This window comes from Pseudomonas sp. FW507-12TSA (assembly GCF_058781435.1).
In genome coordinates, this window is sequence record NZ_JBYSWT010000040.1 from 1 (window position 1) to 25,640 (window position 25,640).

A 25,640-nucleotide genomic window follows, 5' to 3' on the forward strand; every position below is an offset into this window, starting at 1 on the left:
TCCTCGACTGCGTCGAGGGGCGCTGCGCGCCATTCCCCTGATAAGCACCTGCACTCGGCCTCCCCAGGGGGCGGGTGAATCAAGATCACCAGCGTACGGCGCGCCCTACCGGGCGGCGCATCGCGGGGTGGGGGGCAACCCGCTTCGTGTAGCCGCTGCCGGAGGCTGCGTACGGGTGCTGGTTCTTGAATTCGCTGAAGGTCCTTCGGCCCTTGTCGCAGCCTCGCGGGCTCGGCAGCAGCTACATGAGGTGATGTGCTTTCCAGGTCAATAAACTGCGACGCCTTTGTCGTTGCTCCGTGTCGAACCCGGACTGGCCTTTGAGCGTCGCTGCCCATTCAGCGACTGGGCTTGGTAACCCATTTCGATACAGGCGCAACAGCGCCACATTTCACTATTGCAGGCGCTTTTTTGTATCTGCACATTCGTGCAATGGCAGCTGTGCGTGGGAGGGCTCGTCCCTGCCGGGTTCCTGTATCTCCGGTTTACCAACCTGCGCGCAGCTGCCCCCCCTTCGCTTGGCAGCCCGTTTTGATACAGCTGCCGCAGCGCCCCCTTTCGCTATTGCAAGCTCGTTGTGCGCCTGTGTATTCGTGCAATGGCGGCTGTGCGTGGAAGGGCTTCAGCCCTGCCGGGTTCCTGTATCTCCGGTCGACCAATCCGCGCACGGCTGCCACCCACAACAGGGCTATGCATTTTCTGATGCAGAGGGGGACGGCAGTGATCAATGAGGTGGGGTTGGAGATGAAGGAGAGGGGATAGGCCTGCAGATCGTTCCCCCCGCATTTGAAGGAGGGAACGATCACGGGGCGTTTTAGTTCAGGTACTGACTGCCACGAATCCGTCGACCCAACACATCCAGCAGATCACAACCATCGCGCAGCAGAATGGCGCTGGCGTGGGCGATCTGTGTCAGGTCGGTGGCATCGGCATGGCGGCTGTCCATGTGCACGATGCTTTCCATCAGTTGAGTCACCGCGAGGATGCGGTAGGCGGCGCTGGCATGCAGTTCGTCCAAGGGCGCGCGGGTGTCGATAAACAGGGAGGGAGTGGAGGATTCGTTGCTGGTTAGCGCGATACGGTCCGTCATGGTGTGTTGCTCCGTGAGTTATCAAGAGCTGCCATCGGCTCGCCGTCAAACGAGTTGGGTGGCAACTGTACGCAGGTTGACGGACCGGTCTCACGTAACCCGGCGCACCCAAAGGTGCCCCACGCACAGTTGCCATAACGCAATGCTGCAGGCACAGGTGTGCCCGAGCGTAGAGATGAGGCAATGCACGTCGTGAGAGATGTTGCGGGCCGTCAAACCCGATCACGAATGAGTCGTGACAGGCGCGAGGATAGGGAGCGAGAAGAGGGCGGTCAACCCGATATGTGTAGCCTTGAACGACCTTTTGCATCCACAGGTGGCTGTTGATCTGGCTTGCCGCTTGAGGCTTGGCACTTGGCACTGCTTCTGAAAAAAATCCCCCTGTCCAACCGCCTGCGGATAGGGGACGCAGGCGACCGGAAGGGGGTTGAAAGGACTCGCTGACAACGACTATCTGCTTCTACTTGCAGCTTGTCGCTTGAAGCTTACGGCTGCTCTTGCTTGCAGCTTGCCGCTGCTCTTACTGAGCGATAGTTTTCACCGAAACACCACGTTCCACCGGAGTAGAGCGGCCGTAGATATCCTCGAACCGCTCAATATCGTCTTCACCCAAATAGCTGCCCGATTGCACTTCGATGATCTCCAGGGGGATCTTGCCGGGGTTGCGCAGGCGATGCACCGAGGCGATGGGGATGTAGGTGGACTGGTTCTCGGTGAGCAGGAACACGTTCTCGTCACAGGTGACTTCGGCGGTGCCGCTGACCACGATCCAGTGTTCGGCGCGGTGGTGGTGCATCTGCAGGGACAGGCACGCGCCCGGCTTGACCGAGATGTGCTTGACCTGGAAGCGCCCGCCCATGTCCACCGAGTCGTAGGAGCCCCACGGACGGTAGACCTCGCAGTGGTTCTGGGTTTCGCTGCGGCCTTGTTCGTTGAGGGTGTTGACCATCTGCTTCACGCCTTGGACCTTGTCCTTGTGGGCGATCATCATGGCGTCCTTGGTCTCGACCACGACGATGTTCTCCAGGCCGATCACCGACACCAGCTTGCCGTTGCCGTGGATCATGCAGTTCCTGCTGTCCTGGATCACCACATCGCCCTTGCTGACGTTGCCGTCGGCGTCCTTTTCATGCACGTCCCACAGCGACGACCAGCAGCCCACGTCGCTCCAGCCGGCACTGAGCGGCACCACGCAGGCGCGCTGGGTCTTTTCCATCACCGCGTAGTCGATGGAGTTGTCCGGGCAGCAGGCGAAGGTGGCTTCGTCGATCATCACGGTGTCCGGGTCCTGCTGGCTGCGCTCCAGGGTCAGCAGGCAGGTGTCGTAGATGTCCGGATCATGTTTTTTCAGCTCTTCGAGGAAGCGGCTGGCGCGGAACAGGAACATGCCGCTGTTCCAGAAGTAGCCTCCGGCCTGGACGAACTCGGTGGCGCGTTTTTCATCGGGTTTCTCGACAAAGTGCGAGACCCGGCTGACGCCCTCCGGCAGCAGCGCATCGTGGGTCGACTTGATGTAGCCGTAGCCGGTTTCCGGCTTGGTCGCCGGTACGCCGAACAGCACCATCTCGCCGCGCTCGGCGGCCACGGTGGCCAGGGCCAGGGCCCGCTGCAGGGCTTTCTGGTCGTCCATCACGTGGTCGGCCGGCAGTACCAGCATCAGCTCGTCGCGACCTTCGTTGACCAGCATCATCGCGGTCAGGGCCACGGCCGGCGCGGTGTTGCGGCCGAAGGGCTCCATCAGGATGCGCTGGGATTCGAGGCTGCGGTTGCTCAATTGCTCGTTGACGATGAAGCGGTGGTCCTTGTTGCAGACCACGATGGGGGTGTCCATGCCTTCGAACACCAGGCGCTCCAGGGTCTGCTGGAACAGCGTGTGTTCGCCGGTCAGGGCGAGGAATTGCTTGGGGAATTGCTTGCGCGAAAGCGGCCAAAGACGTGAGCCGCTACCACCTGACAAGATCACCGGAATCATGTTGTTACTCCTAATAAATGCAGTTGGGAGCCGCAAGCTGCAAGCGACAAGTTAAAAGCTCTTCACTTGCCGCTTGAGGCTTGTGGCTGATAGCTCGCGCGGTTAGCGCGTTGAGACTGGGCGTTTCACCCACACCGGCGACAGGTTGCTGCCGTTGCCGGTGACGTAGAGCACCGCCGCTTCGCCGCGCTCCAGGGCCACGGGCTTGAGGTCGCTGACCTTTTTCTGGCCGTCGTACAGGGCGAAGCTGACCTTCACCGGGTTGATTTCGCGTTCGCCGCGGCCCTTGGCGGCCACGGCCTGGACCACGTCGGTCTTGCCGTCGGCGGTCTTGAGCGTCAGGGCCTGGTCGCTGAGGTTCTGCACTCGCACCAGGGATTTCTGCTTGTTCTTGAACGGCGGCTCCTCGATCAGTTGCGGTTGGCCGCTGGCGTTGTTGACCAGGGTGTAATAGTGATCGGCGGCCAGTTTCACCGGCACGCTCTGGCTGCCCAGCTTGGCGGTGTAGTCGCCGCCGGGCATGAAGCTGAAGTCGCTGCTGGCCAGGGGCGCGACGTCGTTGACGTTGGTGCTGCCGATGGTGGCGCTGACTTCGCTGTTGCTGGCGTTGTAGATACGCACGAAGGTCGAGCCCTTGGGCGCGGTGGGGCCGTACAGCGCGGCGTCGCCCCCGGCGAAGGCGGGCACGGACAGGACGCTCATGCCGGCAGCCAGGGTGATGGCCTTGGCGAGACGACGCGGATTGATAGTGAAAGTCATGGGTGTCACCTCTCTTTTCAGTTGTGTGCCCGGTCGGGCGTCTCGGATTTGTTCAGTGCCACAGTTTGTTGGCGGGCACCGGTTTGCTTGAGCTCTGCGACCCACTGCGGGTCGGCGTCGCCAATTTCGTTGTTCACCGGCAGGTAGCGCTCAGGGAATTCCCAGATCAGCACCTGGGGCGGGTGGTTCTTGAAGTCGTCGCTTTTGAGGTAGCTGAGCATCGGCAGGATCGGGCCGTGGCCGTCCTCGGCGTAGCTCAGCACATCGCTGTGCAGGGCCTGCTTGAGGGCGCCGACGAAGTTCCAGTTGGGGTTGGCGCTGTAGCTGGTGCCCACCAGGGTCACGGGTACTTCGTGGTCGGCGAACAGGTTGTCTGCGGCGCCTGCCTGTTCCCCAGCGGCGTGGGTCTCGCGTTTTTGCAGGGGCTCCGGGGCTGGCATCAGGTTCTCGAACAACGGGTCCAGGGGCAGGAAACGCCGCAGGTCGCCCTTGTGCTTGACGGTCTCCTGGGCCTGGGTGACGAAGCGTTGTGGCTGGCCACTGAGCGGGGTCTTGGCGGCGATGGCCTGGGCCAGTTGGTGGGCGACGACTTCGGCGCCGGCCGGCGTCCAGTGGGTGTCGGTGCGCAAGAACACTTGCTGGCCCTGTTGCTTGGCCTGTTGCAGGGGCCCCAGTAGGTCGGGGGCGAGGATCTTGTCGGCGGCCACCCGGGCATGGAAGTCCTGGTAGAGGTTGGCGTGGATGCGCGCCGGGCGCACGGTGTCCAGGTGTTCCGGATACAACCGCACCTTGGCCGGGACGATCGCCATCACCAGTTTCACCCCGTGCTGCTTCAAGGTCTGGCGCACACCCTCGACCAGGGCGTAGTTGCCCTGCAGGTTGAGTTCCTCGTTGACCACCGGATGGAATTCTTCATCGCTGTACAGCCACTGGTCGCGGCCGAGGATCACCCCCGGACGACCCTCGTTGAACAGCTTGAAGTCCAGCGCGGCCCAGAGGTTGGTACCCAGGCGCTTGATCGGGAACTGGTCGTCGTAGTGGGTTTCCACCGCCTTGGTCCAGCGCCCGTCGAGCACGGTGGCGTCACTGTTGGTGCTGAAGCCAAAGAAGCTGCGCGCCGACCACAGACCCAGGACCAGCAGGGTCACCAGGAACAGTGCGACGTAGAACAGGCGTAATGAGCGGGTCATGGGCGGCCTCCTCAGAACTGGAAGTACAGGAACGGCGAAAAGCTTTGCGCCGAGAGTTTGAGAATCGAGGCGATGAACAGCAGCAGCACCAGGGCGCGCATGGCATAGCGCGACCAGTCGGCGCTCCAGTAGGCCGGCTGCACCTGGGCCTCGCGGCCGACGATGTAGCCCGGCTGGTGGATGCTGCCGGGGTTGTCGCCGGGTGCTGCCTTGATCAGGCCAGGTTGGGCGGTGGCCGGGCCATCGGCCTGGGTGTCCAGGGCCGGGCCGGCTTCGGGCTTGCTTTTGGTCGGCGCCGGGTTGCGATACAGGTCGCGCAGGCCGAAGAACGCCAGGGTCAGGTAGGCCACGACCAGGGTCGCCACTTGCAGGCCGGTGAGGCTGGCGCGGTTGAGTTCCGACAGCGACCAGTCGCCGAAGCTGAACATGGCGCCGTACATGCGCCCGGCCACGTGCAGGTTCTCGGCGCGGAAGATCACCCAGCCCATCACCACCAGCAGGAAGGTCAGGGCCCAGCGGATCGGGTTGAGGCTGCGTGGGCTGGTGTTGATGCCCAGGGCCTTCTCGATGGCCAGCCACATGCCGTGCCAGGCGCCCCAGACGATGTAGGTGAAGTTGGCGCCGTGCCACAGGCCGCCCAGGAGCATGGTCAAGAACAGGTTGCGATAGGTGATCAGGGTGCCTTTGCGATTGCCGCCCAGGGTGATGTACAGGTAGTCGCGCAGCCAGGTGGACAGGCTGATGTGCCAGCGCCGCCAGAACTCGGTGATCGACTGGCTGATGTAGGGCTGCTTGAAGTTCTCCATGAAGCGAAAGCCCATCATCAACCCCAGGCCGATGGCCATGTCGCTGTAGCCGGAGAAGTCGAAGTACAGCTGCGCGGTGTAGGCCAGGGCGCCCAGCCAGGCATCACCCGTGGTGGGGTGTTGCAGGGCGAAGCAATGGTCGGCGACCACCGCCAGGGTGTCGGCGATGAACACCTTCTTGATGAAGCCCTGCATGAAGCGCGTGCAGCCTTCGGAGAACTTGTCCAGGGTGTGGGTGCGATGGTTGAACTGGTCCGCCAGGTCGCGAAAGCGCAACACCGGGCCGGCGATCAGGTGCGGGAAGATCGCCACGAACGCCGCGAAGTCGATCAGGTTGCGGGTCGCCGGGGTGTCGCCGCGGTAGACGTCGATGATGTAGCTGATGGACTCGAAGATGTAGAACGAGATACCGATCGGCAACAGCACGTGGGTCAGGATGAACGGCTCCAGGCCCATGGAGGTCATGATCGCGTTGAGGCTCTCGACGCCGAAGTTGGCGTACTTGAAGTAGCCGAGGATGCACAGGTCCACCGCCACTCCCAGGAGCAGCCAGCGCTGGGCGGGCTTGGTCCTGACGCCGGCGGCGCCGACCTTCAGGCCGATCCAGTAGTTCCACAGGGTGACGCCGGCGAACAGCGCGAGGAAGTCCACCCGCCACCAGGCGTAGAACACGTAGCTGGCGATCAGCAGCAACAGGTTGCGATAGCGTTGCCCGCTCAAGTAGTACAAGCCGAGGAACACCGGCAAGAACAGGAACAGGAACACATTGGATGAGAAAACCATCCCGAGCTCTCCATGTTTAACCAATAGTCAGGGGCCGCAGCCCCCCCAAACCCCCCCCGTGGAAAACCATGGGAGGCGTATTGCATTCATCTCGCCCTGTAGCCGCTGCCGGGGCGCCGCTCTTGAGGGCCCTGGAAGGCTCTTCGAGCCTTGGCGCAGCCTCGCTGGAGTTCGGCAGCGGCTACAGGTATTGCGTCTTGAGGTCCAGGTATCACGAGCCCTTCTTGCCCTTCTCGAAGGCCGGGTCGTAGACCTTGGTCAGGTCACCGCCCAGCCGGAAGGTCTTGAACGGCTGCATCTGGTGCTTGCGTTCCAGCACATCCGGGGCGCAGGTGTAGAGGCTGCAGAAGGGCTCGAGCCAGGCGAATTTCGCGTCGACCTTGAGGTCGGTCATGTCCTGCTGCTTGCCGTTCTTGCGCTCGAAGGTGTCCGGGTCCTTGACCCCGGCCAGCACCCGCTCGCCCAGGCGCTTGAGCGCGCTGTTGTTTTCCTGGCGCAGATCGACGCCGTTGACCTGGGCGAAGCTGGCGATCATCGCCAGCGGCGGCAGGGCGTAGTTGTGGTAGGCCAGGGCCCGTTGCTGGCGCTTGAGTTCGTTGGGCAGGTAGCCATCGGCGTCGACCTGGCCTGCGCCGACCTTGTATTCCTTGACGGCCCAGTCGAACAGGTCGCGGCGGTTGGTGGCCACGGCGGTGGCCATCACCGACCAGGCGGCCCAGTAGGAATGGTTGTTGGTCTTGTCCAGGGGCAGGTTGTCCCAGTCGCTGACCACCTGGTCGGCCATCTTGCCGAACCAGGCCTCGATCTTCTGCGCCTGCTCCTGGTGAGTGGCCAGGGGATGGGAGTCGGAGAACTTCAGCCGCAGGTAGGCCGAGGCCATGCTGCCCAGGGCCCATTTGCGCATGGACTTGCCGGTGTGGTTGAAGTCCCTGGACATCAGCGCGTCGGCCTGGGCCCAGGCACTGAGCCATTTCAGGGTGCAGTCCAGCTGTTGCGGACGACCGTCGCGCATGAACTGCATGACCTGCTTGCTGGTGCCGCGCTCGATCTTGGTGATGTCCGCGGTGCTGTCATGGAAGGCCTGCTGCGATTGCACGTTGAGGGTCGCCCGCGCCTTGTCCGAGCCTTCGTACTTGCTGCGAAACTGCAGGGCGCCGGTGTAGGGCGCCGGCATCGCATCGCAGCCGTCGCTGTTGTCGCTGGTCTTGAACTTGTCTACCGGGGCGTAGTAGCCCTGGGGCGGGCGCAGCGGCGCGGCGGCCTGGGCACTGCCGGCGACCATCGCCAGGCCCAGCAGGCCCGGTATCAGTAGTTGTGTCACGCGTGTGCTTTGCATGGATAACCTCACTGCCCGATCTGCGCGGTACGTTGCTCGGCGCTCGGGAACACATTGCGTTTGCAGATTTTCGCTTCGACCTTCTGCCCGGCGGTGCCGGCCTCGGGGCCCTGGATTTCCACCGCCAGCAGGTTTTGCGCGGCCCAGTCCTCGTCGGTACGCAGTTCGAAGGCGAAGCGCCCGTCGGTGTCGGATGTCTCCGGTTTTTCGATCTTGATGTCCTCGTGCCGGCCGTTCATGTACCAGAGGGTGGCCTGCAGGGTTTTCACCGAGGTGTCGGCGAAGCGGATGTCCACCTGGTGGGCGCTGTTGCGCAGGTCCTTGTTCTGGCTGTTGACCAGCAGCTCGTTCTTGCCGGGCTTCAAGGTGGTGCTGGCGCTCATCTGCGCCGGCTTGCCTTCGCAGCCGTTGTCCAGCAGCGCCATCATCTGCCGGTAGATGGTTTCCTGGTCCAGGCGGTACAGCGGCGAGAACTCCCAGATCAGGATCTTCGGCGGGTTCTTCTGGAACTCCTCGCTGCCCAGGTATTGCAGCATCGAACCTTCCAGGCCGCCGCCGGGGAAGGCGACGTTGAGGATGTCGGCACCGATGGCCTCTTCCAGGAAACCGGCGAAGTTGTAGTTCTTGCCGCTGTGGCTGGTGCCCACCAGGGTGATCTGCGGGTTGCCGGAGTCGCCGAACAGATCGCCATCGCCGGCTTCGCCCTTGGGCTCGGTGGTGAACTGGTCCATGTACTGGATCGCATAGCTGGTGCCGCACAGCTGCCCGGCCATGTTGTGCAGGGTGCCGGTCTTGCCCATGCGCCCGGACTTGTGGGTCTCGAACTCGCGCCGGGGAACGTCGGCGAACGCCGGCAGTTGCTTGACCTTGTCGGCGACGATCCGCGCCGTGCGCTGGGCGCCGTAGGGGGTCCAGTGCTGGTCGCCACGGAAGTAGAAGTCGTGGGCCGGCAGGGTCTCGGGCAATTGCTCGTCGGTCAGCGGCGACAGGTCCGGGACCACGTAGCCCATCTGCGCGAAACGCCCGAGCATGGCCTTGTAGTTGGCCAGGGCCTTGTCGTAGTCGAAGCGGGCCTTGTCCGCCGGGTTGAGCTTGTTGCGGTTCACCAGGCCGCGGGTCGGCTGGTAGACCACCACCAGCTCCACGCCCTTGCTCTTGAAGGCTTCGTGCAACTGCTTGAGGCGGCGATAGCCTTCGGGTGTGGTGTCGAACTCGGTACGCAAATCCTCCTGGGTACGGAACAGCCAGTCGCCCTGGGCCTGTACCAGGGTGGTGAAGTTCTGCTGGTAGCGGGTCACGTAGTTCTTCGCATCGTGGGCGGCCGGGCACAGGTTGCAGCACGGCTCGGCCTTGAACGACGGGGCGGCGACCTCATCGGCCCGGGCCGTGGCGCTGGCGGCGAGGATGCCCGCGGCGAGGGCCGACAAGCCCAGGAATTTGATCAAGTGTGGGTACATGCAAGTCATCCTCAATCGCGCATTTCGGTCTGGCGTTCGACGGGGTCGATCAATACGGCTTTGCGCTGGCGTACCAGCAGGTCGAGAATTTCGTCCTGGCGCTCGCCCAGCACGCCGGAGAAGCTGATGCCGCTGCTCTTGGTCGGTGCCAGCAGCGACACCCGGTACAGCTCCACGCTCAGGGGCGAGTCGATGGACATCGGTCCGCTGCCGTTGGCCGCCAGCTCGCCGCCGACCACGATCAGCGAGACCTGGGCATCGAACGGGTCGAGCTTGATGTCGCGGTCGGTGTTGGTCAGGTCCTTGATGTGGCCGTAGACCCCGGTCAGGCCGTTGGCCATGGCGACGTTCTCGTAGAGGCGGATGTTGACGCTGTTGCGGATGCGGATGCCGTGGCGGCGGTTGCTGACCACCTTGTTGCCGTAGATCAGGTTGTCGGCACTCTCGTAGAGGGTGATGCCGTCGGTGTGGTTGCGGTAGATCTCGTTGTAGGCGATCAGGTTGTTGATGCTGTTGCGGTCGATCACCAGCCCCGAGAGGTGGTTGTCGTAGCTGCGGTTGTTGAAGATGAAGCTGTCGTTCACCTCCCGGGAAATGATGATGCCGTGCTTCTTCCGGGTGCCGTAGACGGTGTTCTCGGCAATGATCAGGCCATGGGAACGGTCGTGGGGGTCGATGCCGTAGACGATGTTGTCGCGGTAGGTATTGCCCTTGAGCACGAAGCCTTCGGTCTCGTAGCAATAGAAGCCGTACCACATGTCCGAGAACGCAGAGTCGATGATCCAGCCAGTGGGCTCGGGACGCTTGAGCACCTTGGCCATGTTCGGCGTGTACTGGGAAATGCTCACCCCGTAGGACTTGGAATTGGCGTAGCCGAAGCTCGCCATCTTGCTGTTGGCGATGTAGGTCTGGGTGCCGCCCCAGGCCAGCAGGAAGGGGCGAAATTCCTTGGCCGAGCGGAAGGTCGCCGGGCCGTTGTCCTTCTCGCGCCAGCCGGTGACCTGGGTGTCGCGCACGAACAGCTGGCCATCGTTGACCAGGAACACGCCGGCTTCCTGGGACAGGCGCAGCTCGCGGGTCTGCTGGTCGATCTCCAGGATACCGTGGCGCCCGACCACGATCGGCAGGCGGGCCAGGTAGACCCCTGGGGCGGTTTCGCTGATGTACTGCTTGGGCAGCTTGCCTGCCAGGTCCTTGAGGTTGACGTAGCCATCGTCGACGAAGATCGCCTGGGGAATGCCGTGCTGGCGCACCACCCATTCGGCCATCTTGTTGTCGCCGCCGATGAAGTCCTTCAGGGCGTCTTCCTGCATCATCCGCCGCACGCTGATCTTGCCCGGCTTGCTGCGCACGATCTTCGCCGCCACGGCTTCGGCGGTGTAGCCGGAGAGGTCGGGCAGGGTTGGCTTGGCCAGGGCCAGCGGTTCGCTGGGGGCGCTGCTGACGGTATAGGTCTTGGCCTGTTGCAGCTCCTTGACGACGGTCGGCGCCTTGGCCGTCTCGACGTTGCCCAGGGCCGTGCCGCTGGCCAGCAGCAGGGCACCGGCCAGCAGGCCCAGGGAGCCTTTGTGCAGCGGGGTGTGGGGATGGCGATGCATCTGGGGGACTCCGTTCATGGCTGGCCTCAGAAGCGCCAGATCACGTCGATGAAGGCGCGGTGCATATAGGAGTCGACGTCCTTGCCGTAGGCGTCGCCGGGCTTGAACACGCCACCGCGAAAACGCACCAGGGCCGCGGGCTCGTCGATCGACTGGCTCAGGGCCGCCGGCAACAGGCCTTGCTTGAAGTACTTGGTGACCACCAGGTCCATCTCCTGGCCAAGGTCCTTCTTGCCGTCTTGCAGGGGGAGCGAGGTGCTGCCCAGCAGGGCGCCGGTGGTGTCGTCGTAGTCGTTGTGCACGGCATTGATGCCATTGCTGCCCACCGGCTTGTTGCCGTCCACGCGCCAGAACTTGTGGTAGACCAGGCTGGCGTCGTAGTCCTCGCGCAACTGCCAGGAGCCGAACAGGGTGGCGGTCTGGGTGTTGTTCATTTCGCCCCGGAAGGCTTCGCCGAAGCGGTGCACCCGCGAGCGGGTGCCGGTGAAATTGGAGCGGTTGCTTTGCAGGCCGTTCTGCTCGTACTCGGCGCTGGCCCGGGCATAGGCCGCGCCCACTTGCCAGTTCGGGTCCAGGCGCAGGCGCACGCCCAGGTCGGTGGCCCAGCCGTCGAGGTTTTCACCACGCTTGGCCTGGGTCGGGCGGCTGCCGTCGGCGTTCAGCGGGTTGACCGTGTCGCGGTCGCCGCGCATGCCGGTGAGGCTGGCCCAGTAGTTGACGGTATTGGTGTTGCGCCAGTTGTAGGCGTCGCTGTTGGCCTCCAGGCCGAGCCAGGTCAGGTCGCCGTTCTGCTTCTTGTCCAGCGGGTCGCTGGCGACTCCGGGCTCGGCATAGTCGAGCTTGCCGTCATCGTGGGTATGGTGGGCGCGAATGCCCACCCACTGGCCGGGTGTCCACTGGTAGGCGACGTCGGCGTAGGCGTGCAGGCGGTCCTTGTCCTTGGGCGCCAGTTCCTTGAGGTCGGTGCGGTATTCGCTGAAGCGCTCGGCCAGGCCCAGGTTGGCCCGCAGCAGGGTGGTGTCGAAGGTCCAGTTCAGCGCCTCGATGTTGGTGTCGCGCCATTGGCCATCGTCGTTACGCAGGCGCTGGCGGCCGAACTTCAGTTGCTCGCCGGGGTAGGCGGTGAAGCCGCTGTAGCCGACCCAGAATTCGCGCAGGGCCAGGTAGTTCTTCTTGGCCTTGCGGTCGTCGTTGGCCGACTGCTGGCTGGCATCGTCGCTGGACTGCTGCAGGGTGTCGGTCTCGATCACGTCGGTGGAGGTCACCGCCTGGCCCATGGCATAGGCGCTCCAGTTGCCGCTTTCGCCATAGACCCAGGGACGCAGGTCCAGGCCGATGCCGTTGACGTCGCCGCCACGCTGGGTACCCAGGTCGCGGTCGTCCTCGGATTGCGCGGTGATCTTCACTTCCAGGCCGAAGTTCTTGGTTTCGCTCAGTGCCGCGAAAGAGGGTGTCGACCAGGCCAGGGCGACGCCCAGGGCCATGCCCAGTTTCGACAGGCGCAAGGGGGCCTGGCGGTCGCAGCCTGCGGCAGCGGCTACAAGGTGAGTAGAGCGTTTCATAGGGATTCCTCGCCGTCTTCTTCCTGCAGGGCCTGCAGTTGCAGCGTGCTCTGGGCCAGGGTGCCGCGCACGGCCTGTTCCTGTTGCAGCAGGCGCTGGGCTTCGGCGCGTTGGCCGGGGGGCAGTTGTTCATCGAGTTGCTGGGCCAGTTCATTGGCCTGGGGGGTGTCCTGGACCTTGGCCAACTGGCTGAAGACGTAGGCATTGACCGGGTCGGGGCGGGTACCGCGGCCCTGGGAAAACAGCTGGGCAATGGCGAAGTCGGCGCTGTTCTGGCCGTTGCGGGCGGCGGTCAGCAGATGGTCCAGGGCCTTTTGCGGATACACCTGGCCCAGGTAGCCACGGCGGTAGATCTGGCCCAGGTAGTAGTCGGCGGCGACCTCGCGGCCCTGGGCTTGCTTGAAGTGTTGCTCGGCCACCTTGGCATCGGCCGGCACCCACTTGCCCTCGTAGTAGAGCTTGCCCAGCAGCAGTTCGGCGCGGGGCTGGTCGGCGGCGCGGCCGTTGTCCAGGTACTTCATCATCTGTTCGACGTCGCCCAGTTCGGGGAAGTCGTAGAGCAGTTGCGCCAGGCTGACCCAGGACGCCGGGTACACCGGGGCCACTTGCTCGAGCAGGGCCTGGGCGGTTTTCTCGTCGGGCTTGCCGAGGCTGGCGTCGCCCAGGACCCGGGCCACGCTGTCGACCCGCTGGGCGCTGACGGCGCCACGGCCATGGCTGGCTTGCAGTTGCTTGACCAGCTCGGCTTGCTGCTCGGCCTGGCCGCGCTTCTGGTAGACGGTGGCCAGCTCGACGTAGCAGATGTCGGTGCTGTTCAGGGACGCCTTGCAGATTTTCTCCACCTCGTCCAGGTGCTGGTCGTAGGTGCCCTGGGTGCGATACAGCAGGACCTGGGCCAGCCCGGCCTCGGGGTAGCCGGCAGCGCGCCATTGGCCGATCTGCCGCTGGGCGTCGACGTTGGGGAAGCTGTGGGGATATTGCAGGTAGAGCATCGCCAGGGGGATCAGGGTGTTGCCTTCGCCATTGGCGAAGGCCTTCTTCAGCAGGCCCTCGGCTTCGTGCTGTTCGGCTTCGCTGGCCCCGGGCTTGGTCGCCAGCAACCGGCCCAGGCGCGCCTGGGCCCGTGGCGAGGTATCCGCGGCGGCGCGGTAGGTAGCCTCGGCCTGCTTGATCTGCGCCGGGTCGCGGCTTTCCACCTGGATATCCGCCAGGCCCACTTGCGCCTCGCTATAACCCAGGTCCGCCAGCTGGCGATAGTTCTGCTGGGCCAGGGCGGTATCGCCGCGCTTGAGGGCTTCGTTGGCCAGGCGCTGGTCCGGCAGGCCGGCGCAACCGGCCAGGGCCAGGGCGGCCACCAACGGCAACACCGCGAGTTGAGTAGGCGTGTTCATGGTTACAGACCCGCGGCCATGGCTTTGTCGATCAGCCAGTTCATCGAAGGCCCGCGGTCGCTGCTGACCTCCACCGGGCGGCCGGCGAACTCGCTGCCCAGGGGCGCGTCGGGCTTGATCTGCACGCGAATATCCGAAGACAGGTCGTTGCCGTTGAGGCTGGTGCTGCTGACGATGGTGCCGGTGCGCACCTGGTCTTCCCCGGCGATCTGCAGGTTGACCTTGGTGCCCGGGCGCACGTCGCCGAACTGACGGTAGGAGAAGCGCGCCTCGACGGTGGCCAGGCTGCCCCGTGGCACCAGTTGGTAGATCACGTCGCCCTTGCTGGCGTACTGACCGTCGGCCACCAGCTGCTGGGCCACGGTGCAGTCGCAGGGCGAGGTCAGGGTGCCGGTCATCTGCTTGCCGAACAGCTCCTCGACCTTGGCCGGCTGTAGCTGGTTCTCGTCCAGGTGGCCCTTGAGCACATCCAGCATGCTGGTGCTGAAGCTGGCCAGGGGCGCGCCCTTGGCCACGTTGCCGTTGGCCTGCACCAGGCTTTGCACGGTGCCGTCGCGCGGCATGGTCACGTTCATCCCCGGCACGTTCACCAGGCCGGCCTCGGCGTGGCTGACGAAGTACATGCCATACACCGACTTGAGGATGAAGCCGAAGGCGGCCAGGCCGACGATGAAGATCCCGGCACTGAAGGTCACGGCCCGCAGGCGGCCCAGGGGGCTCATGCCGCTGCCGTTGTCCTTGGTCTTGCGCGCCTTGGTGAAGTTGTCGCGCTGCAGGGTGGCGAGCACGTCGCCCATGCTGACGATGTCGCCGGCCAGGTGCGAGGTGATCAGGTGGCGCAGGGTGGCGATGTCCTGGGGTTCCAGGTTCTGGAACTGGCAGCCGACGCGGCCGCTCTGGCGGTCGAAGGAGCGCACTTGCAGCTCCACGTCCATGGCCAGGCCGAGGTTGTCGATGACGAATTGCAGGCGGCCCTTGTGCACGCTGCCCACGGCCAGCAGTTGTTGCCCGGCGTTGAAGCTCAGGCCACCGGCGGAGAGGTCGTGGATCCGCACTTCCAGGGGCTTGGCCTCGGTGCCGAAGAAGCGCAGCTTGGCCGGGATCCTGACCCGGGCGTGCTGGCGCTGGGCTTCGGATTCATGCACTACGTTGACGTTGACTGCGGTGTTCATAGGGTCGATTTCCTAGTTCATTCAGGCAGGGCGGTTCAGACCATCAGCAGCAGTACGGCGACGAATACGCTGCCGGCCGAGAAGGTCATGGTCCGGGACGACCAGGTGTTGAACCAACGTTGAAAACTGGCGAGGTCGCGGGTCAGCTTGGTGTCCTGGCGGGTCCAGGATTGCTGGTCGAGGCGGAAGAACACGTAGATCTTCACCAGGGCCCCGACGATCTGGTTGTAATAGAGGATCAGCGGATAGGCCGGGCCGATCCGGTGTCCCGAGCAGGACAGCAGCAGGGTCAGGATCAACCGCGTGATGCCGATCCACAGCAGGTAGGCGAGGATGAACGCGGTGCCGTACTTGAAGCTGGCGATGATGGCCACCGTCAGGCCCAGCAGCGAGGTCCACATCGATACCCGCTGGTCGAACAGCACCACGCTGGTGAACAGGCCCAGGCGCTTGATCCCCAGGCCCAGGGCCCGGGAGTTCTGCCGCAGGTTGTTGCCGTACCAGCGGAACATCAGCTTGCGGCTGGCCTTGATGAAGCTCTTTTCCGGCGGGTGCTCCACGGTGTTGATCGCCGCGTCAGGCACGTAGAAGGTGTCGTAGCCCAGGCGCATCAGGCTGAACCAGCTGGACTTGTCGTCGCCGGTGAGGAACTTGAAGCGGCCCAGGCGCCAGTGCTGCAGGGAGTCGCTCTCGACGTCGGCGATGAAGTCCGGATCGGTGACCACGGTGGCGCGAAATACCGACATGCGCCCGGTCATGGTCAGCACCCGCTTGGACAGGGCCATGGAGCACATGTTGATGTGCCGCTGGGCGAAGCGCAGCTTGTGCCACTCGCTCATGATGTAGCCGCCGCGCACTTCGCAGAATTCGTTGGTGGTCAGGCCGCCGACATTGCCGAACAGCTGGAACCAGGGCACGGTCTTGCGGACCACGCCTTCGGCCAGCACGGTGTCGCCGTCGATCACCGCGACCACGGCACGTTCGTCCGGCAGGTGGCGGGAGATGGCGCGGAAGCCGAAGGCCAGGCCGTCGCGCTTGCCGGTGCCGGGAATGCGCACGAAGTCCAGCTTGACCTGCTCGGGCGGGTTCATCCGCGCCCACAGGCTCTTGATCAACAGCTCGTCGGACATCTCCACGATCGAGCAGACCACGGTGGTGGGAAAACCACAGTCGATGGCCTCGCGGATCACCGAGCCGTAGACCTGGGCGGTGGTCAGCGCGTCGATGCGAAAGCTGGTGACCATCAGGTACACATGGGACGGGTCCGCCGCCTTGCCGAGCTTGCGTACCTTGCGCCGCAGGTGTGGGTAGACCACGTAGAGGAACAGCATGCCGCGCACGAAATGCGTGGCGCCCATGGAGTAGCGCCAGATGCCCACGGCGCCGATCAGGAAGATGAAGTCCTTGGACTGCGAGTCGAAGGTCGAGGCGGGCAGCAGCAGGGCCATCCCCATCAACAGACTCAGGTAGAACAGCCAACCGGCGGCCTGGAGCAGGCAGTGTTTTAGCCTGTGCATAATCAACGTCCTAAAGTCAGTTGCAGGCTCCAAGCGGCAAGCTGCAAGTGCGGTGCTCCCACTTGCGGCTTGAAGCTCGGAGCTTGCCGCTGTCGTTACCAGCAAATGCCTTCGGTACGGCCCTGGGCGCAGGTCGACTTGGACATGAAGCCCACCAGGTCGATGACCTGCTTGCCGTGGGGGACGTCCTCGACCAGGGTGCGGAACTTCTCGTCACGGTTGCCCAGGATGATCACGTCGGAATGGTCGATCACCGCGTCGAAGTCCGAGTTGAGCAGGGACGAGACGTGGGGGATCTTCGATTCGATGTAGTCCTTGTTGGCGCCGTGAACCCTGGCGTACTCGACGTTGCTGTCGTAGATGCGCAGGTCGAAGCCCTTGCCGATGAGCATTTCCGCCAGTTCCACCAGCGGGCTTTCCCGCAGGTCGTCGGTGCCGGCCTTGAAGCTCAGGCCGAGCAGGGCAACCTTGCGCTTGTCGTGGCTGGAAACGATGTCGAAGGCGTTCTGCACCTGGGACTCGTTGCTGCGCATCAGCGAGTTGAGCAGTGGCGCCTGCACGTCCAGGGCGCCGGCGCGGTAGGTCAGGGCGCGCACGTCCTTGGGCAGGCACGAGCCGCCGAAGGCGAAGCCCGGGCGCATGTAGTACTGGGACAGGTTGAGGGTCTTGTCCTGGCAGACCACGTTCATCACTTCGCGGCCATCGACGCCCACCGCCTTGGCGATGTTGCCGATCTCGTTGGCGAAGGTGACCTTGGTCGCGTGCCAGACGTTGCAGGTGTACTTGATCATCTCGGCGACTTCGATGTCCTTGCGGATGATCGGCGCGTCGAGTTCTTCGTAGAGCGCTTGCAGCACATCGCCGGAGGCCTGGTCGAGTTGGCCGATGACGGTCATGGGCGGGAAGTCGTAGTCCTTGATCGCGGTGCTCTCGCGCAGGAACTCGGGGTTGACCGCGACGCCGAAGTCGACGCCGGCCTTCTTGCCCGAGCAGTCCTCGAGGATCGGGATCACCACGTTCTTCACCGTGCCCGGCAAGACGGTGCTGCGTACCACCACGGTATGGCGGGTGGTCTTGTCGCGCAGGACGAAACCGATTTCGCGGCATACCGATTCGATGTAGTCCAGTTCCAGGTCGCCGTTCTTCTTGCTCGGGGTACCGACGCAGATCATCGACAACTCGGTATCGCGGATGGCTTCGGCGAAGTTGGTGGTGCCGCGCAGGCGGGCCGTGCGGATTCCCTGTTCCAGAAGTTCACCCAGACCCGGTTCGACGATCGGCGACTTGCCGGCGTTGATCAGGTCGATCTTGTCTTTGGAGATATCTACGCCAACCACTTCATGGCCCCGAGCGGACAGGCAACCGGCACAGACTGCACCGACGTAACCCAAACCAAATATGCTGATGCGCATCGCATTTACCTCTGTGTTATTCACGCCATTAGATGGCCGGAGTTAATGTTTGCCAGCTGTAGTTGTGCACGGGGAAGTACGGCGAAAAATGCCGTAATATCCTGTGCAGGCAGACTAAGTTCCGAGTGACTTAATAAATGCACTCAAGTTGTGCGCAACCGGTCCTTGTTGTTTAGATTTGCCCTTTAATGTTGCCGGCGGCTCCTGCTGCAGGACTCCCGAAAAACCACCCGCGTTCCTGTGGGTGGCTGGATGTCACGTGGTTCGTGCTCTCCAATTGCTTGCTGGGAGGCCTTGAAGGCCAGCTATTCCTTGGCTTGTTAGGGGATAGTTGGGGCTGTTATCTCCTGTTGTTATTCCGTTAGTTCAAATTGTCGTTACGCCGCTGTCAGCGGTTTCGTAACTTTCTTAGTTTTCAGGGTGTCCGTGTAAGTCATCTCGTACAGCGTCGTTGAGAATCGTTACCGGTGGTATGAGCTGTCTCCGCAGGCATAGTTCCTGCCCGCTCATCCTGTTTTCAGAAATTTTTTGAAATATCGAGAAAGATGGCACTGCTCGCAATTTGATAGCACTAAGGGTTTGGCCCTTTAGTTCTGGGGAGTTAAAGCGGTGGGATATTTTTGTGCCACTACCGGATAAAAAAAGTGGTGCCACTACTGAAAAAAATCACTCTTGTCGAGTGAAAGAAAAGTCATGGAAATAGATGAAGGTTTTATGACGCCAAAAAAATGACTTGGCAGAATGAAAAGAATGTGCAGGTGCTCACATTCTGGCGCGCTCGCCATGAAAACGAGCGCGGCAGGGGGAACGCTTTATTCCGGTGCGTGGTCGCGCAGGAATACCAGGTTGTCGGCCTTGGATTGTTCGGCGCTGAAACGATAGCCATGGACGTCGAACTGCTTGAGCTGGGCCGGGTCGTTGATGCGCTCCTGGATCACGAAGCGGCTCATCAGGCCCCGGGCCTTCTTGGCGTAGAAGCTGATGATCTTGTACTGGCCGTTCTTCAGGTCCTTGAATTCGGTGTTGATGATCCGCGCCTTGAGAGCCGTACGCTTGACCGCCGAGAAGTACTCGTTGGATGCCAGGTTGAGCAGCAGGTCGTCGCCTTGCTCGGCCAGGGCCTCGTTGAGCCATTCGCTGATGCGAGTGCCCCAGAACGCATACAGGTCCTTGCCCCGGGCGTTGGCCAGCTTGGTGCCCATTTCCAGGCGATAGGGCTGCATCAGGTCCAGGGGGCGCAGCAGGCCATAGAGGCCGGAGAGCATGCGCAGGTGCTGCTGGGCGTAGTCGAAATCCGCCTCGCCAAGGGTCTGGGCATCGAGCCCGGTATAGACATCGCCCTTGAATGCCAGCAGGGCCTGCTTGGCGTTGGCGGGGGTGAAGGCCGGGGTCCAGCTGCCGAAGCGCGCGGCGTTGAGGCCGCCGATCTTGTCGGATACGTGCATCAGCTCGCTGATCTGCGCCGGGGTCAGTTCCCGCAGTTGCTGGATCAGCTCCTGGGAGTGGTCGAGGTACTGCGGCTGGGTAAAGCGCTGGGTTACCGGCGGGGTCTCGTAGTCGAGGGTCTTGGCGGGTGAAATCACCATCAGCATGGGGCGTCTCCTTTAAGCGTCGGGGGATTCTAGGGGCTCGGGCCGCCGGACTCCACCTATCGAGGCAATAGCTGACGCATGGTGGCTTCGGGGTTGTGGCGATGGCGGGTGGATGTGGCGAGCGAGGTGGCCCCACTACAGATCCGTCAGTAATACCGCGACTTGCCGGGAGCGCTGCGCACTCCAGCGGGAGCAAGCTCCCTCGCCACAGGGATGCCTTGGCAGCCCGGCAGATCGGCTATAGTGCCGCGCGGGTTTTGTTCTGGAGGTTTCCCCTTGCGTATCGCGTTGTTCTTCTCGGCCTGGTTATTCAGCCTCGGTGCCCTGGCGGCGCCCAATGATGTGGCGACCCTGGACCGCAGCACCTGGCCGGAAAAACTCGACAGCCCGACCCTGTTCGACGTTGCCTCGCGGGCCGAGATCCTTGGTTTCGCCCGGGCCTTGCTGGTCAGCGAAGCCTGGGACGAAGCGTCCCTGAAGCAACGCCTGGGCTTGCGGGTGATCAACATGGAAGCCATCGGCAGCCTGCGCGAGCAACTGTGGAAGCGCCTGCTGGAGAACTACGACTTCGCCCAGCAGAGCTGCGACCAGGATGCGTCCTTCTGTTTCCTGGTGGAAAACATGCAGCAACTGCGCAAGCAGGCCGGCAAGTTCCAACTGGGCGAGGACTCCTATTACGCCCGTTGGGGTGAGCCGAGCCGGACCTTCCATGAGCGCTACCTGGACGAGTTGTTGCGCAAGGCCGCCCTGACCCCGCAGACCAGCAGCGAGGTCTTGCGCCTGGGCGACTACGAGCGCAATGGCGACGAACTCCACGACCGGATGTTCCTCCTGACCTTCGATAGCGCCGCCAACCTGGCGCCGGACAACACCGCCTGGCTCACCGAATACCTGCGCAAGTCCAACCTCAACGGCACCTTCTTCGTCCTGGGCAACGATATCCAGGGCCGTCTCGACAAGGCTTCGGTCGCTAGCCTGCAAGCGCTGTACTCGCAGCAGTGCGTCGGGGTCCAGGGCTGGGAGTTCCGCTCCCATAGCCACTGGCAGGATTGGCAGTACTCGATCCAGCGCAGTGCCGACCTGGTCAAGGGCAAGCTGCCGGAAAACTACGTGCCGCTGTTCCGCCCGCCCATGGGCCAGCGCCGGGCCGACGCCCAGGGCTTCTTCAATGCCCAGGGCATGCAGGTCGCGTTGTGGGACATCGATGCCCAGGACGGCCCGGGCAAGCTCAAGGCCGAAGACAGCCGCCAGCGGGTACTGACCCTGATGCTGTTGTGGCGCCGTGGGGTGATTGCCTTCAATGCCAAGCAGGATGGGGTCAAGGCCAGCCTGCCCTGGTTGCTGGAGCAGACCGCGCAAAGCGGGATCGGCTGGGAAGACTGCCAGGATGCGTTTCGCTGAAAAACGCCAAATGCCCGTAAATACGGGACAAGGGCAGGAAAACCTGGGAAAAAGGGCAAATCCGCAAGGGATTTCGAGGCAGGCGGACTTCCGACTTTAGCGGCGCTCGGGCCGCTCGCCAAGGGCTATTCGTCACTCTGAAAAATAAACATCAAAAAAGCTTCAAAGTGCTTTTTCCTGTCACGCTTTTTGGAGTATTACGGATTCAGACCGCCGAAACCTGCAACACAGGTGGCGTCTCCCAAGACTCCTTGTGTGCGGCTCACCTCCAACCCGGATGGGTGGATTTCGGTGGTCCTTCGAGGCGCGATACCCGATGGTATGGCGTCGACTGGCTCCCACATAAGGTGACCGAGTATGGATGACCGCGGACGCAGCCCTTCCTCCAACCAGCCAATCCTTTACGTACTCGATACCAATGTATTGATTCACGATCCCAACGCCCTGCTGAATTTCGAAGAACACCATGTCGTGATCCCGATGACCGTCCTGGAGGAGCTGGACAAGCTCAAGAGCGGGCATCACAGCGTGGCCGCCGAGTGCCGCCAGGCGATTCGCCTGATCGACAAGACCCTGGGCGAGGCCTCGCCCGAGGATGTCGAGCTGGGAGTGCCGATCCAGCGTGGCAAGGGTGATCCAAAGGGCTTGCTGTCGATCCTCATGAGCAAGCGCAACGAGCCCAACAGCCTGCTGCCGGACAACCTCAACGACAACATCATCATCAACCAGTTGGTCGACCTGCACGCGCGCAACAAGGACTTGTCCGTGGTGCTCGTGACCAAGGACATCAACATGCGCCTCAAGGCGCGGGCCTGCGGGATCGCCGCCGAGGACTACAGCACCGACCAGCTGGTGGACGACGTGGAGCTGTTGCCCAACGGCTTCCACAACATGAGCGGTTCGTTCTGGGACCGGGTGAGCAAGGTCGAGACCCGCCAGGATCACGGCCGGACCTGGCACCAGGTGCCGTTGAACGACGAGCTGCCGGTGGTGCACATCAATGAGTTCATCATCGACGAGCAGGGCTTCGTCGGCTGGGTCAAGGAAATTCGCGATGGGGTGATGCTGATCCTCGACCTGCACCAGGAGCCCCTGCTGCACCAGGAGGCCTGGGGCCTGAAGCCACGTGATATCTACCAGGCCCTGGCCTTGTACGCGCTGCTCGATCCGGACATCCACCTGGTCAACCTGTCCGGCGCCGCCGGTTCCGGCAAGACCATCCTGGCCCTGGCTGCCGCCATCGAGCAGACCATGGTCAGCAAGCGCTACCGGCGCATCATCGCCACCCGCAGCGTGCAGGGACTGGACCAGGAAATCGGCTTCCTGCCGGGCACCGAGGCGGAGAAGATGGAGCCCTGGCTCGGGGCGATCACCGACAACCTCGAGGCCCTGCACATGGATGACGAGAGCACCCATGGCAGCGTCGACTACATCCTCAGCAAGGTGCCGTTGCAGTTCAAATCCCTGAACTACATTCGCGGTCGCAGTTTCCAGCAGAGCCTGATCCTGATCGACGAATGCCAGAACCTCACCCCGCACCAGATGAAGACCATCATCACCCGTGCCGGCGCCGGTTCCAAAGTGGTGTGCCTGGGCAACCTGGCGCAGATCGATACCCCTTACCTGTCGGCCACCAGCTCCGGGCTGACCTACCTCACCGAACGCTTCAAGGACTTCCCCAACGGCGTGCATATCACCCTGCAAGGGGTGCCGCGCTCGATCCTGGCCGAATACGCCGAAAGCCACCTGTAGTTCCCTCCCGCACCTGCCACGGGCGGCCTTCGGGCCGCCCGTTTTGCCTCCGCCCCCGGTCTCTGGAGTATCCTGCGTTCCCGCCGTGAACCTGGAACGCCCGGATGGCCACTGTTTCCCTGCGCAATATCGACCTGAACCTGTTGGTGGTGCTCGATGCGCTGCTGACGGAGAAGCACGTGACCCGCACCGGCGAGCGCCTGCACCTGAGCCAGCCGGCCATCAGCCACTCCCTGGGCAAGCTGCGCTCGCTCCTGGACGACCCGCTGCTGATCCGCCAGGGCAACGATGTGTTGCTCAGCCCACTGGCCCGCAGCCTGCAAGCGCCGCTCAAGGAAATCCTCAGCCAGATCGAGACCCTGCTGGGCAAGTCCATCGACTTCGACCCGGCCGCTTCCCAGCGCATCTTCCACCTGGCGATGTCCGACTACGGTGCGGCGATCGTGCTGCCGCGGTTACTGGTGCGCCTGCGCCAGGAGGCCCCGCTGATGCGGGTGGTGGTGACCCAGGGCAGCCGCCACGAGATGTTCGAGCAAGTGGTGCAGGGCAAGCTGGACCTGGCCCTGGGGGTGTTTCCCGACCTGTCGGAGGAGGTGGTCAAGGAGGTGCTGTTCGAGGAGACCTTCAGCTGCCTGCTGGATCGCACGACCCTGGGCCCCGATGGCACCCTGGACCTGGCGCAGTACCTGGCCCGGCCGCATTTGCAGGTGTCGATGGATGGCTGTTTCAACGGCGAAGTCGATCATCGCCTGCGGGATAAGGGCTTGCAGCGCCAGATCGTGGTCAGCGTGCCCCATTGGGGCACGGCGCCGGGGATGATCCGTGGCACCGACCTGATCCTCACGGTGGCCAGTCGTACCCTGGATGAGCTGGCGCTGGAGGATGGCCTGGTGCGCCTGGCGCCGCCGATGCAGGTGCCGGCGTTCAGTTTCGTCCAGGTCTGGCATGGGCGCTCCCGTGACGACCCGGCCCATGCCTGGCTGCGCGAGCAGATCCGCCTGGCCAGCGTGGCCGGCCCCTGAGGAGGCTCAGCCGCGGACGGTGATCACGAAACCGCCGATCACCACCAGCACGCCGAAGAGCTTCTGCAGGCTGATGTCCTTTTGCGGCAGGCCCACCAGGCCGAAGTAATCGATGATCAGCGAGATCAGTAGCTGGCCGATGATCACCGCCATGATGAAGTTGAGCGCTCCCAGGCGTGGCGCCATCAGCAACGCCACGGTGATGTAGAGCACTCCGGCCAGGCCCCCGAGCCAGATCCACCAGGGCCCCTGGGCGGCGGCCAGCAGGTTGGGCCGAGGCACCTTGATGAACAGCAGCAGCACGCCCAGGGCCAGCAGGCTCACCAGCAGCGAGAGGCCGGTGGCCCAGAGTGGATGCCCCAGCAGGCTGCCCAGCCGGGCGTTGGTTCCGGCCTGCAGGGGCACGGCGAAACCGGCGAGCAGGCTGAGCAGGATCGGGATGAGCAAGGCCATGAAGAAGTTCCTGTGAGTCGTTGCCTGACCTTGTACGCGGATGCCGGCAGCGGCTCCAATTCGCTGTTCTGATGCGGGCCATTCGTCGGGTCGATTCCGGGCCGCAGGGCCCTGGCGGCGGCAGATTGTCCCGTGCGGAAAACTGACCTGCGGGTTTACAATCGCCCCACCTGATCAGGAGTAACGCCGTGCTGACTCATCTCGATTCCCAAGGGCGCGCCAATATGGTCGACGTCACCGACAAGGCCGTGACGTTTCGCGAAGCGACGGCCGAAGCCCGGGTGCGCATGCTCCCGCAAACCTTGCAGATGATCGTCAGCGGCGGTCATCCCAAGGGCGATGTGTTCGCCGTGGCGCGGATCGCCGGGATCCAGGCGGCGAAAAAGACCAGCGACCTGATTCCCCTGTGCCATCCGTTGATGCTCACCAGCGTCAAGGTCGAGCTGCGCGCCGAAGGCGAGGACAGCGTGCACATCGTGGCGCGCTGCAAGTTGTCGGGGCAGACCGGGGTGGAGATGGAAGCGCTGACCGCCGCCAGCGTCGCCGCGCTGACGATCTACGACATGTGCAAGGCGGTGGACCGGGGCATGACCATCGAGGGCGTGCGGGTGCTGGAAAAACTCGGCGGCAAGAGCGGCCACTACCAGGCGGAGCCGGCATGAAGATCAAGGTGAAGTTTTTCGCCCGCTATCGCGAGGCCATCGGCCTGGATGAAACCCAGGTCGACGGCGAGTTCCGCACCGTCGAAGATGTGCGCCAGCACCTGCTGCAGGGCGTGGGCGCCCCGGTGCTGGGGGAGCAGAACCTGATGTGCGCGCGCAACGAGGAGTTGTGCCAGTTGACCGAACCCCTGGCCGACGGCGACGAAGTGGCGTTCTTCCCCACCGTGACCGGAGGCTGACATGGGCATTCGGGTACAGGACGCGGCATTCGATCCCGGCGCCGAACTCAATGCCATGCACGCGGCCAATGTCGGCGTCGGCGCGGTGGTGGGGTTCGTCGGCTACGTGCGTGATTTCAACGATGGCCAGGATGTCCACGGGATGTTCCTCGAGCACTATCCGGGCATGACCGAGAAGGCCCTGGCCAAGATCGCCGAGGAGGCCGGGCAGCGCTGGCCGTTGCTCAAGCTGGAGATCCTGCACCGCATCGGCGCCCTGGCCCCGGGTGAGCCGATCGTCTTCGTCGCCGCCGCCAGCGCCCATCGCCAGGCGGCCTTCGACGCGTGTGCCTTCGTGATGGATTACCTCAAGACCCGGGCGCCGTTCTGGAAGAAGGAGCAGACCGCCGACGGCCCGCGCTGGGTCGAAGGCCGGCACAGTGACCAGGCCGCCGCCGAGCGCTGGGAAGACTGATCCACCACAGGCTTTGGCGC

21 protein-coding genes are annotated in these 25,640 nt (G+C 63.6%); 6 read left to right on the forward strand and 15 right to left on the reverse strand.

Annotated elements, in window-relative coordinates; genetic code table 11:
- Positions 1-814: 814 nt before the first annotated feature.
- The 14 genes from AC3WK8_RS28435 to yaaA form a co-directional block, all read right to left on the reverse strand.
- Positions 815-1,090: a short-chain dehydrogenase gene (locus AC3WK8_RS28435; protein ID WP_085596250.1), complete on the reverse strand. Its 276-nt coding sequence runs from the start codon at positions 1,088-1,090 to the stop codon at positions 815-817.
- A gap of 520 nt (positions 1,091-1,610) precedes the next feature.
- On the reverse strand, positions 1,611-3,062 hold the full coding sequence (locus AC3WK8_RS28440) for a mannose-1-phosphate guanylyltransferase/mannose-6-phosphate isomerase (protein WP_103326468.1): 1,452 nt from the start codon (positions 3,060-3,062) through the stop codon (positions 1,611-1,613).
- A gap of 102 nt (positions 3,063-3,164) precedes the next feature.
- Positions 3,165-3,821: an alginate O-acetyltransferase AlgF gene (locus AC3WK8_RS28445; protein WP_103326467.1), complete on the reverse strand. Its 657-nt coding sequence runs from the start codon at positions 3,819-3,821 to the stop codon at positions 3,165-3,167.
- Positions 3,822-3,838: 17 nt separating this feature from the next.
- Positions 3,839-5,011 (reverse strand): alginate O-acetyltransferase, encoded by a 1,173-nt coding sequence (locus AC3WK8_RS28450; protein WP_103326466.1) that lies wholly within the window; start codon positions 5,009-5,011, stop codon positions 3,839-3,841.
- A gap of 11 nt (positions 5,012-5,022) precedes the next feature.
- A complete protein-coding gene (locus AC3WK8_RS28455) occupies positions 5,023-6,600 on the reverse strand; it encodes an MBOAT family O-acyltransferase (protein ID WP_103326465.1) in 1,578 nt (525 codons plus the stop codon).
- 211 nt (positions 6,601-6,811) lie between these two features.
- Entirely contained in the window at positions 6,812-7,936 is a 1,125-nt protein-coding gene (locus AC3WK8_RS28460; protein ID WP_103326464.1) for a mannuronate-specific alginate lyase, read from the reverse strand.
- An 8-nt stretch (positions 7,937-7,944) separates the two neighbouring features.
- The gene (locus AC3WK8_RS28465) at positions 7,945-9,393 is read right to left on the reverse strand and encodes an alginate O-acetyltransferase (protein WP_085596244.1); all 1,449 of its coding nucleotides are present in this window, start codon (positions 9,391-9,393) and stop codon (positions 7,945-7,947) included.
- Between the two features lie 11 nt (positions 9,394-9,404).
- Positions 9,405-10,991, reverse strand: coding sequence for a mannuronan 5-epimerase AlgG (gene algG / locus AC3WK8_RS28470; protein ID WP_103326463.1), 1,587 nt, complete (start codon positions 10,989-10,991; stop codon positions 9,405-9,407).
- 26 nt (positions 10,992-11,017) lie between these two features.
- Positions 11,018-12,475, reverse strand: coding sequence for an alginate export family protein (locus AC3WK8_RS28475; protein ID WP_256592420.1), 1,458 nt, complete (start codon positions 12,473-12,475; stop codon positions 11,018-11,020).
- A gap of 74 nt (positions 12,476-12,549) precedes the next feature.
- Positions 12,550-13,944 carry an alginate biosynthesis TPR repeat lipoprotein AlgK gene (algK, locus tag AC3WK8_RS28480; protein ID WP_103326462.1) on the reverse strand — a complete coding sequence of 465 codons (1,395 nt, stop codon included), beginning with the start codon at positions 13,942-13,944 and terminating at the stop codon, positions 12,550-12,552.
- A gap of 2 nt (positions 13,945-13,946) precedes the next feature.
- Positions 13,947-15,116 (reverse strand): alginate biosynthesis protein Alg44, encoded by a 1,170-nt coding sequence (locus AC3WK8_RS28485; RefSeq protein ID WP_022642438.1) that lies wholly within the window; start codon positions 15,114-15,116, stop codon positions 13,947-13,949.
- 35 nt (positions 15,117-15,151) lie between these two features.
- Entirely contained in the window at positions 15,152-16,633 is a 1,482-nt protein-coding gene (gene alg8 / locus AC3WK8_RS28490) for a mannuronan synthase (RefSeq protein ID WP_085596241.1), read from the reverse strand.
- A 95-nt stretch (positions 16,634-16,728) separates the two neighbouring features.
- The gene (locus tag AC3WK8_RS28495) at positions 16,729-18,045 is read right to left on the reverse strand and encodes a nucleotide sugar dehydrogenase (protein WP_022642440.1); all 1,317 of its coding nucleotides are present in this window, start codon (positions 18,043-18,045) and stop codon (positions 16,729-16,731) included.
- 812 nt (positions 18,046-18,857) lie between these two features.
- Positions 18,858-19,637 (reverse strand): peroxide stress protein YaaA, encoded by a 780-nt coding sequence (yaaA, locus tag AC3WK8_RS28500; protein WP_085596240.1) that lies wholly within the window; start codon positions 19,635-19,637, stop codon positions 18,858-18,860.
- 276 nt (positions 19,638-19,913) lie between these two features.
- Between yaaA and AC3WK8_RS28505 the strand changes: the two genes are divergently transcribed.
- From AC3WK8_RS28505 to AC3WK8_RS28515, 3 genes are all read left to right on the forward strand, one after another.
- Entirely contained in the window at positions 19,914-21,038 is a 1,125-nt protein-coding gene (locus AC3WK8_RS28505) for a polysaccharide deacetylase family protein (protein WP_103326461.1), read from the forward strand.
- Between the two features lie 357 nt (positions 21,039-21,395).
- Positions 21,396-22,790 (forward strand): PhoH family protein, encoded by a 1,395-nt coding sequence (locus AC3WK8_RS28510; protein WP_022642443.1) that lies wholly within the window; start codon positions 21,396-21,398, stop codon positions 22,788-22,790.
- Between the two features lie 104 nt (positions 22,791-22,894).
- The gene (locus AC3WK8_RS28515; RefSeq protein WP_103326460.1) at positions 22,895-23,812 is read left to right on the forward strand and encodes a LysR family transcriptional regulator; all 918 of its coding nucleotides are present in this window, start codon (positions 22,895-22,897) and stop codon (positions 23,810-23,812) included.
- A gap of 6 nt (positions 23,813-23,818) precedes the next feature.
- Here the strand turns inward: AC3WK8_RS28515 and AC3WK8_RS28520 are convergent, their stop codons facing one another.
- Positions 23,819-24,265, reverse strand: coding sequence for a DMT family transporter (locus AC3WK8_RS28520; RefSeq protein ID WP_085596238.1), 447 nt, complete (start codon positions 24,263-24,265; stop codon positions 23,819-23,821).
- A gap of 188 nt (positions 24,266-24,453) precedes the next feature.
- Here AC3WK8_RS28520 and moaC point away from each other — a divergent pair, with 188 nt between their 5' ends.
- From moaC to moaE, 3 genes are read left to right on the forward strand one after another with little or no spacing between them, the layout of a single operon-like run.
- Positions 24,454-24,927, forward strand: coding sequence for a cyclic pyranopterin monophosphate synthase MoaC (moaC, locus tag AC3WK8_RS28525; RefSeq protein ID WP_022642446.1), 474 nt, complete (start codon positions 24,454-24,456; stop codon positions 24,925-24,927).
- The gene (locus AC3WK8_RS28530; protein WP_103326459.1) at positions 24,924-25,166 is read left to right on the forward strand and encodes a MoaD/ThiS family protein; all 243 of its coding nucleotides are present in this window, start codon (positions 24,924-24,926) and stop codon (positions 25,164-25,166) included. Before moaC ends, AC3WK8_RS28530 begins: the two co-directional genes overlap by 4 nt.
- Before the next feature lies 1 nt (position 25,167).
- A complete protein-coding gene (gene moaE / locus AC3WK8_RS28535; RefSeq protein WP_022642448.1) occupies positions 25,168-25,620 on the forward strand; it encodes a molybdopterin synthase catalytic subunit MoaE in 453 nt (150 codons plus the stop codon).
- Positions 25,621-25,640: the final 20 nt, after the last annotated feature.

Bases quoted from the DNA above. Each gene is read 5' to 3' on its own strand.
- alg8 (WP_085596241.1), bottom strand. From the start codon at position 16,633: ATGCACAGGCTAAAACACTGCCTGCTCCAGGCCGCCGGTTGGCTGTTC.
- AC3WK8_RS28455 (WP_103326465.1), bottom strand. From the start codon at position 6,600: ATGGTTTTCTCATCCAATGTGTTCCTGTTCCTGTTCTTGCCGGTGTTC.
- AC3WK8_RS28515 (WP_103326460.1), top strand. From the start codon at position 22,895: ATGGCCACTGTTTCCCTGCGCAATATCGACCTGAACCTGTTGGTGGTG.
- AC3WK8_RS28435 (WP_085596250.1), bottom strand. From the start codon at position 1,090: ATGACGGACCGTATCGCGCTAACCAGCAACGAATCCTCCACTCCCTCC.
- algG (WP_103326463.1), bottom strand. From the start codon at position 10,991: ATGCATCGCCATCCCCACACCCCGCTGCACAAAGGCTCCCTGGGCCTG.
- AC3WK8_RS28475 (WP_256592420.1), bottom strand. From the start codon at position 12,475: ATGGCCCTGGGCGTCGCCCTGGCCTGGTCGACACCCTCTTTCGCGGCA.
- AC3WK8_RS28440 (WP_103326468.1), bottom strand. From the start codon at position 3,062: ATGATTCCGGTGATCTTGTCAGGTGGTAGCGGCTCACGTCTTTGGCCG.
- AC3WK8_RS28510 (WP_022642443.1), top strand. From the start codon at position 21,396: ATGGATGACCGCGGACGCAGCCCTTCCTCCAACCAGCCAATCCTTTAC.
- AC3WK8_RS28530 (WP_103326459.1), top strand. From the start codon at position 24,924: ATGAAGATCAAGGTGAAGTTTTTCGCCCGCTATCGCGAGGCCATCGGC.
- AC3WK8_RS28445 (WP_103326467.1), bottom strand. From the start codon at position 3,821: ATGACTTTCACTATCAATCCGCGTCGTCTCGCCAAGGCCATCACCCTG.
- AC3WK8_RS28465 (WP_085596244.1), bottom strand. From the start codon at position 9,393: ATGTACCCACACTTGATCAAATTCCTGGGCTTGTCGGCCCTCGCCGCG.
- yaaA (WP_085596240.1), bottom strand. From the start codon at position 19,637: ATGCTGATGGTGATTTCACCCGCCAAGACCCTCGACTACGAGACCCCG.
- AC3WK8_RS28450 (WP_103326466.1), bottom strand. From the start codon at position 5,011: ATGACCCGCTCATTACGCCTGTTCTACGTCGCACTGTTCCTGGTGACC.
- AC3WK8_RS28520 (WP_085596238.1), bottom strand. From the start codon at position 24,265: ATGGCCTTGCTCATCCCGATCCTGCTCAGCCTGCTCGCCGGTTTCGCC.
- algK (WP_103326462.1), bottom strand. From the start codon at position 13,944: ATGAACACGCCTACTCAACTCGCGGTGTTGCCGTTGGTGGCCGCCCTG.
- AC3WK8_RS28460 (WP_103326464.1), bottom strand. From the start codon at position 7,936: ATGCAAAGCACACGCGTGACACAACTACTGATACCGGGCCTGCTGGGC.
- AC3WK8_RS28495 (WP_022642440.1), bottom strand. From the start codon at position 18,045: ATGCGCATCAGCATATTTGGTTTGGGTTACGTCGGTGCAGTCTGTGCC.
- moaE (WP_022642448.1), top strand. From the start codon at position 25,168: ATGGGCATTCGGGTACAGGACGCGGCATTCGATCCCGGCGCCGAACTC.
- AC3WK8_RS28485 (WP_022642438.1), bottom strand. From the start codon at position 15,116: ATGAACACCGCAGTCAACGTCAACGTAGTGCATGAATCCGAAGCCCAG.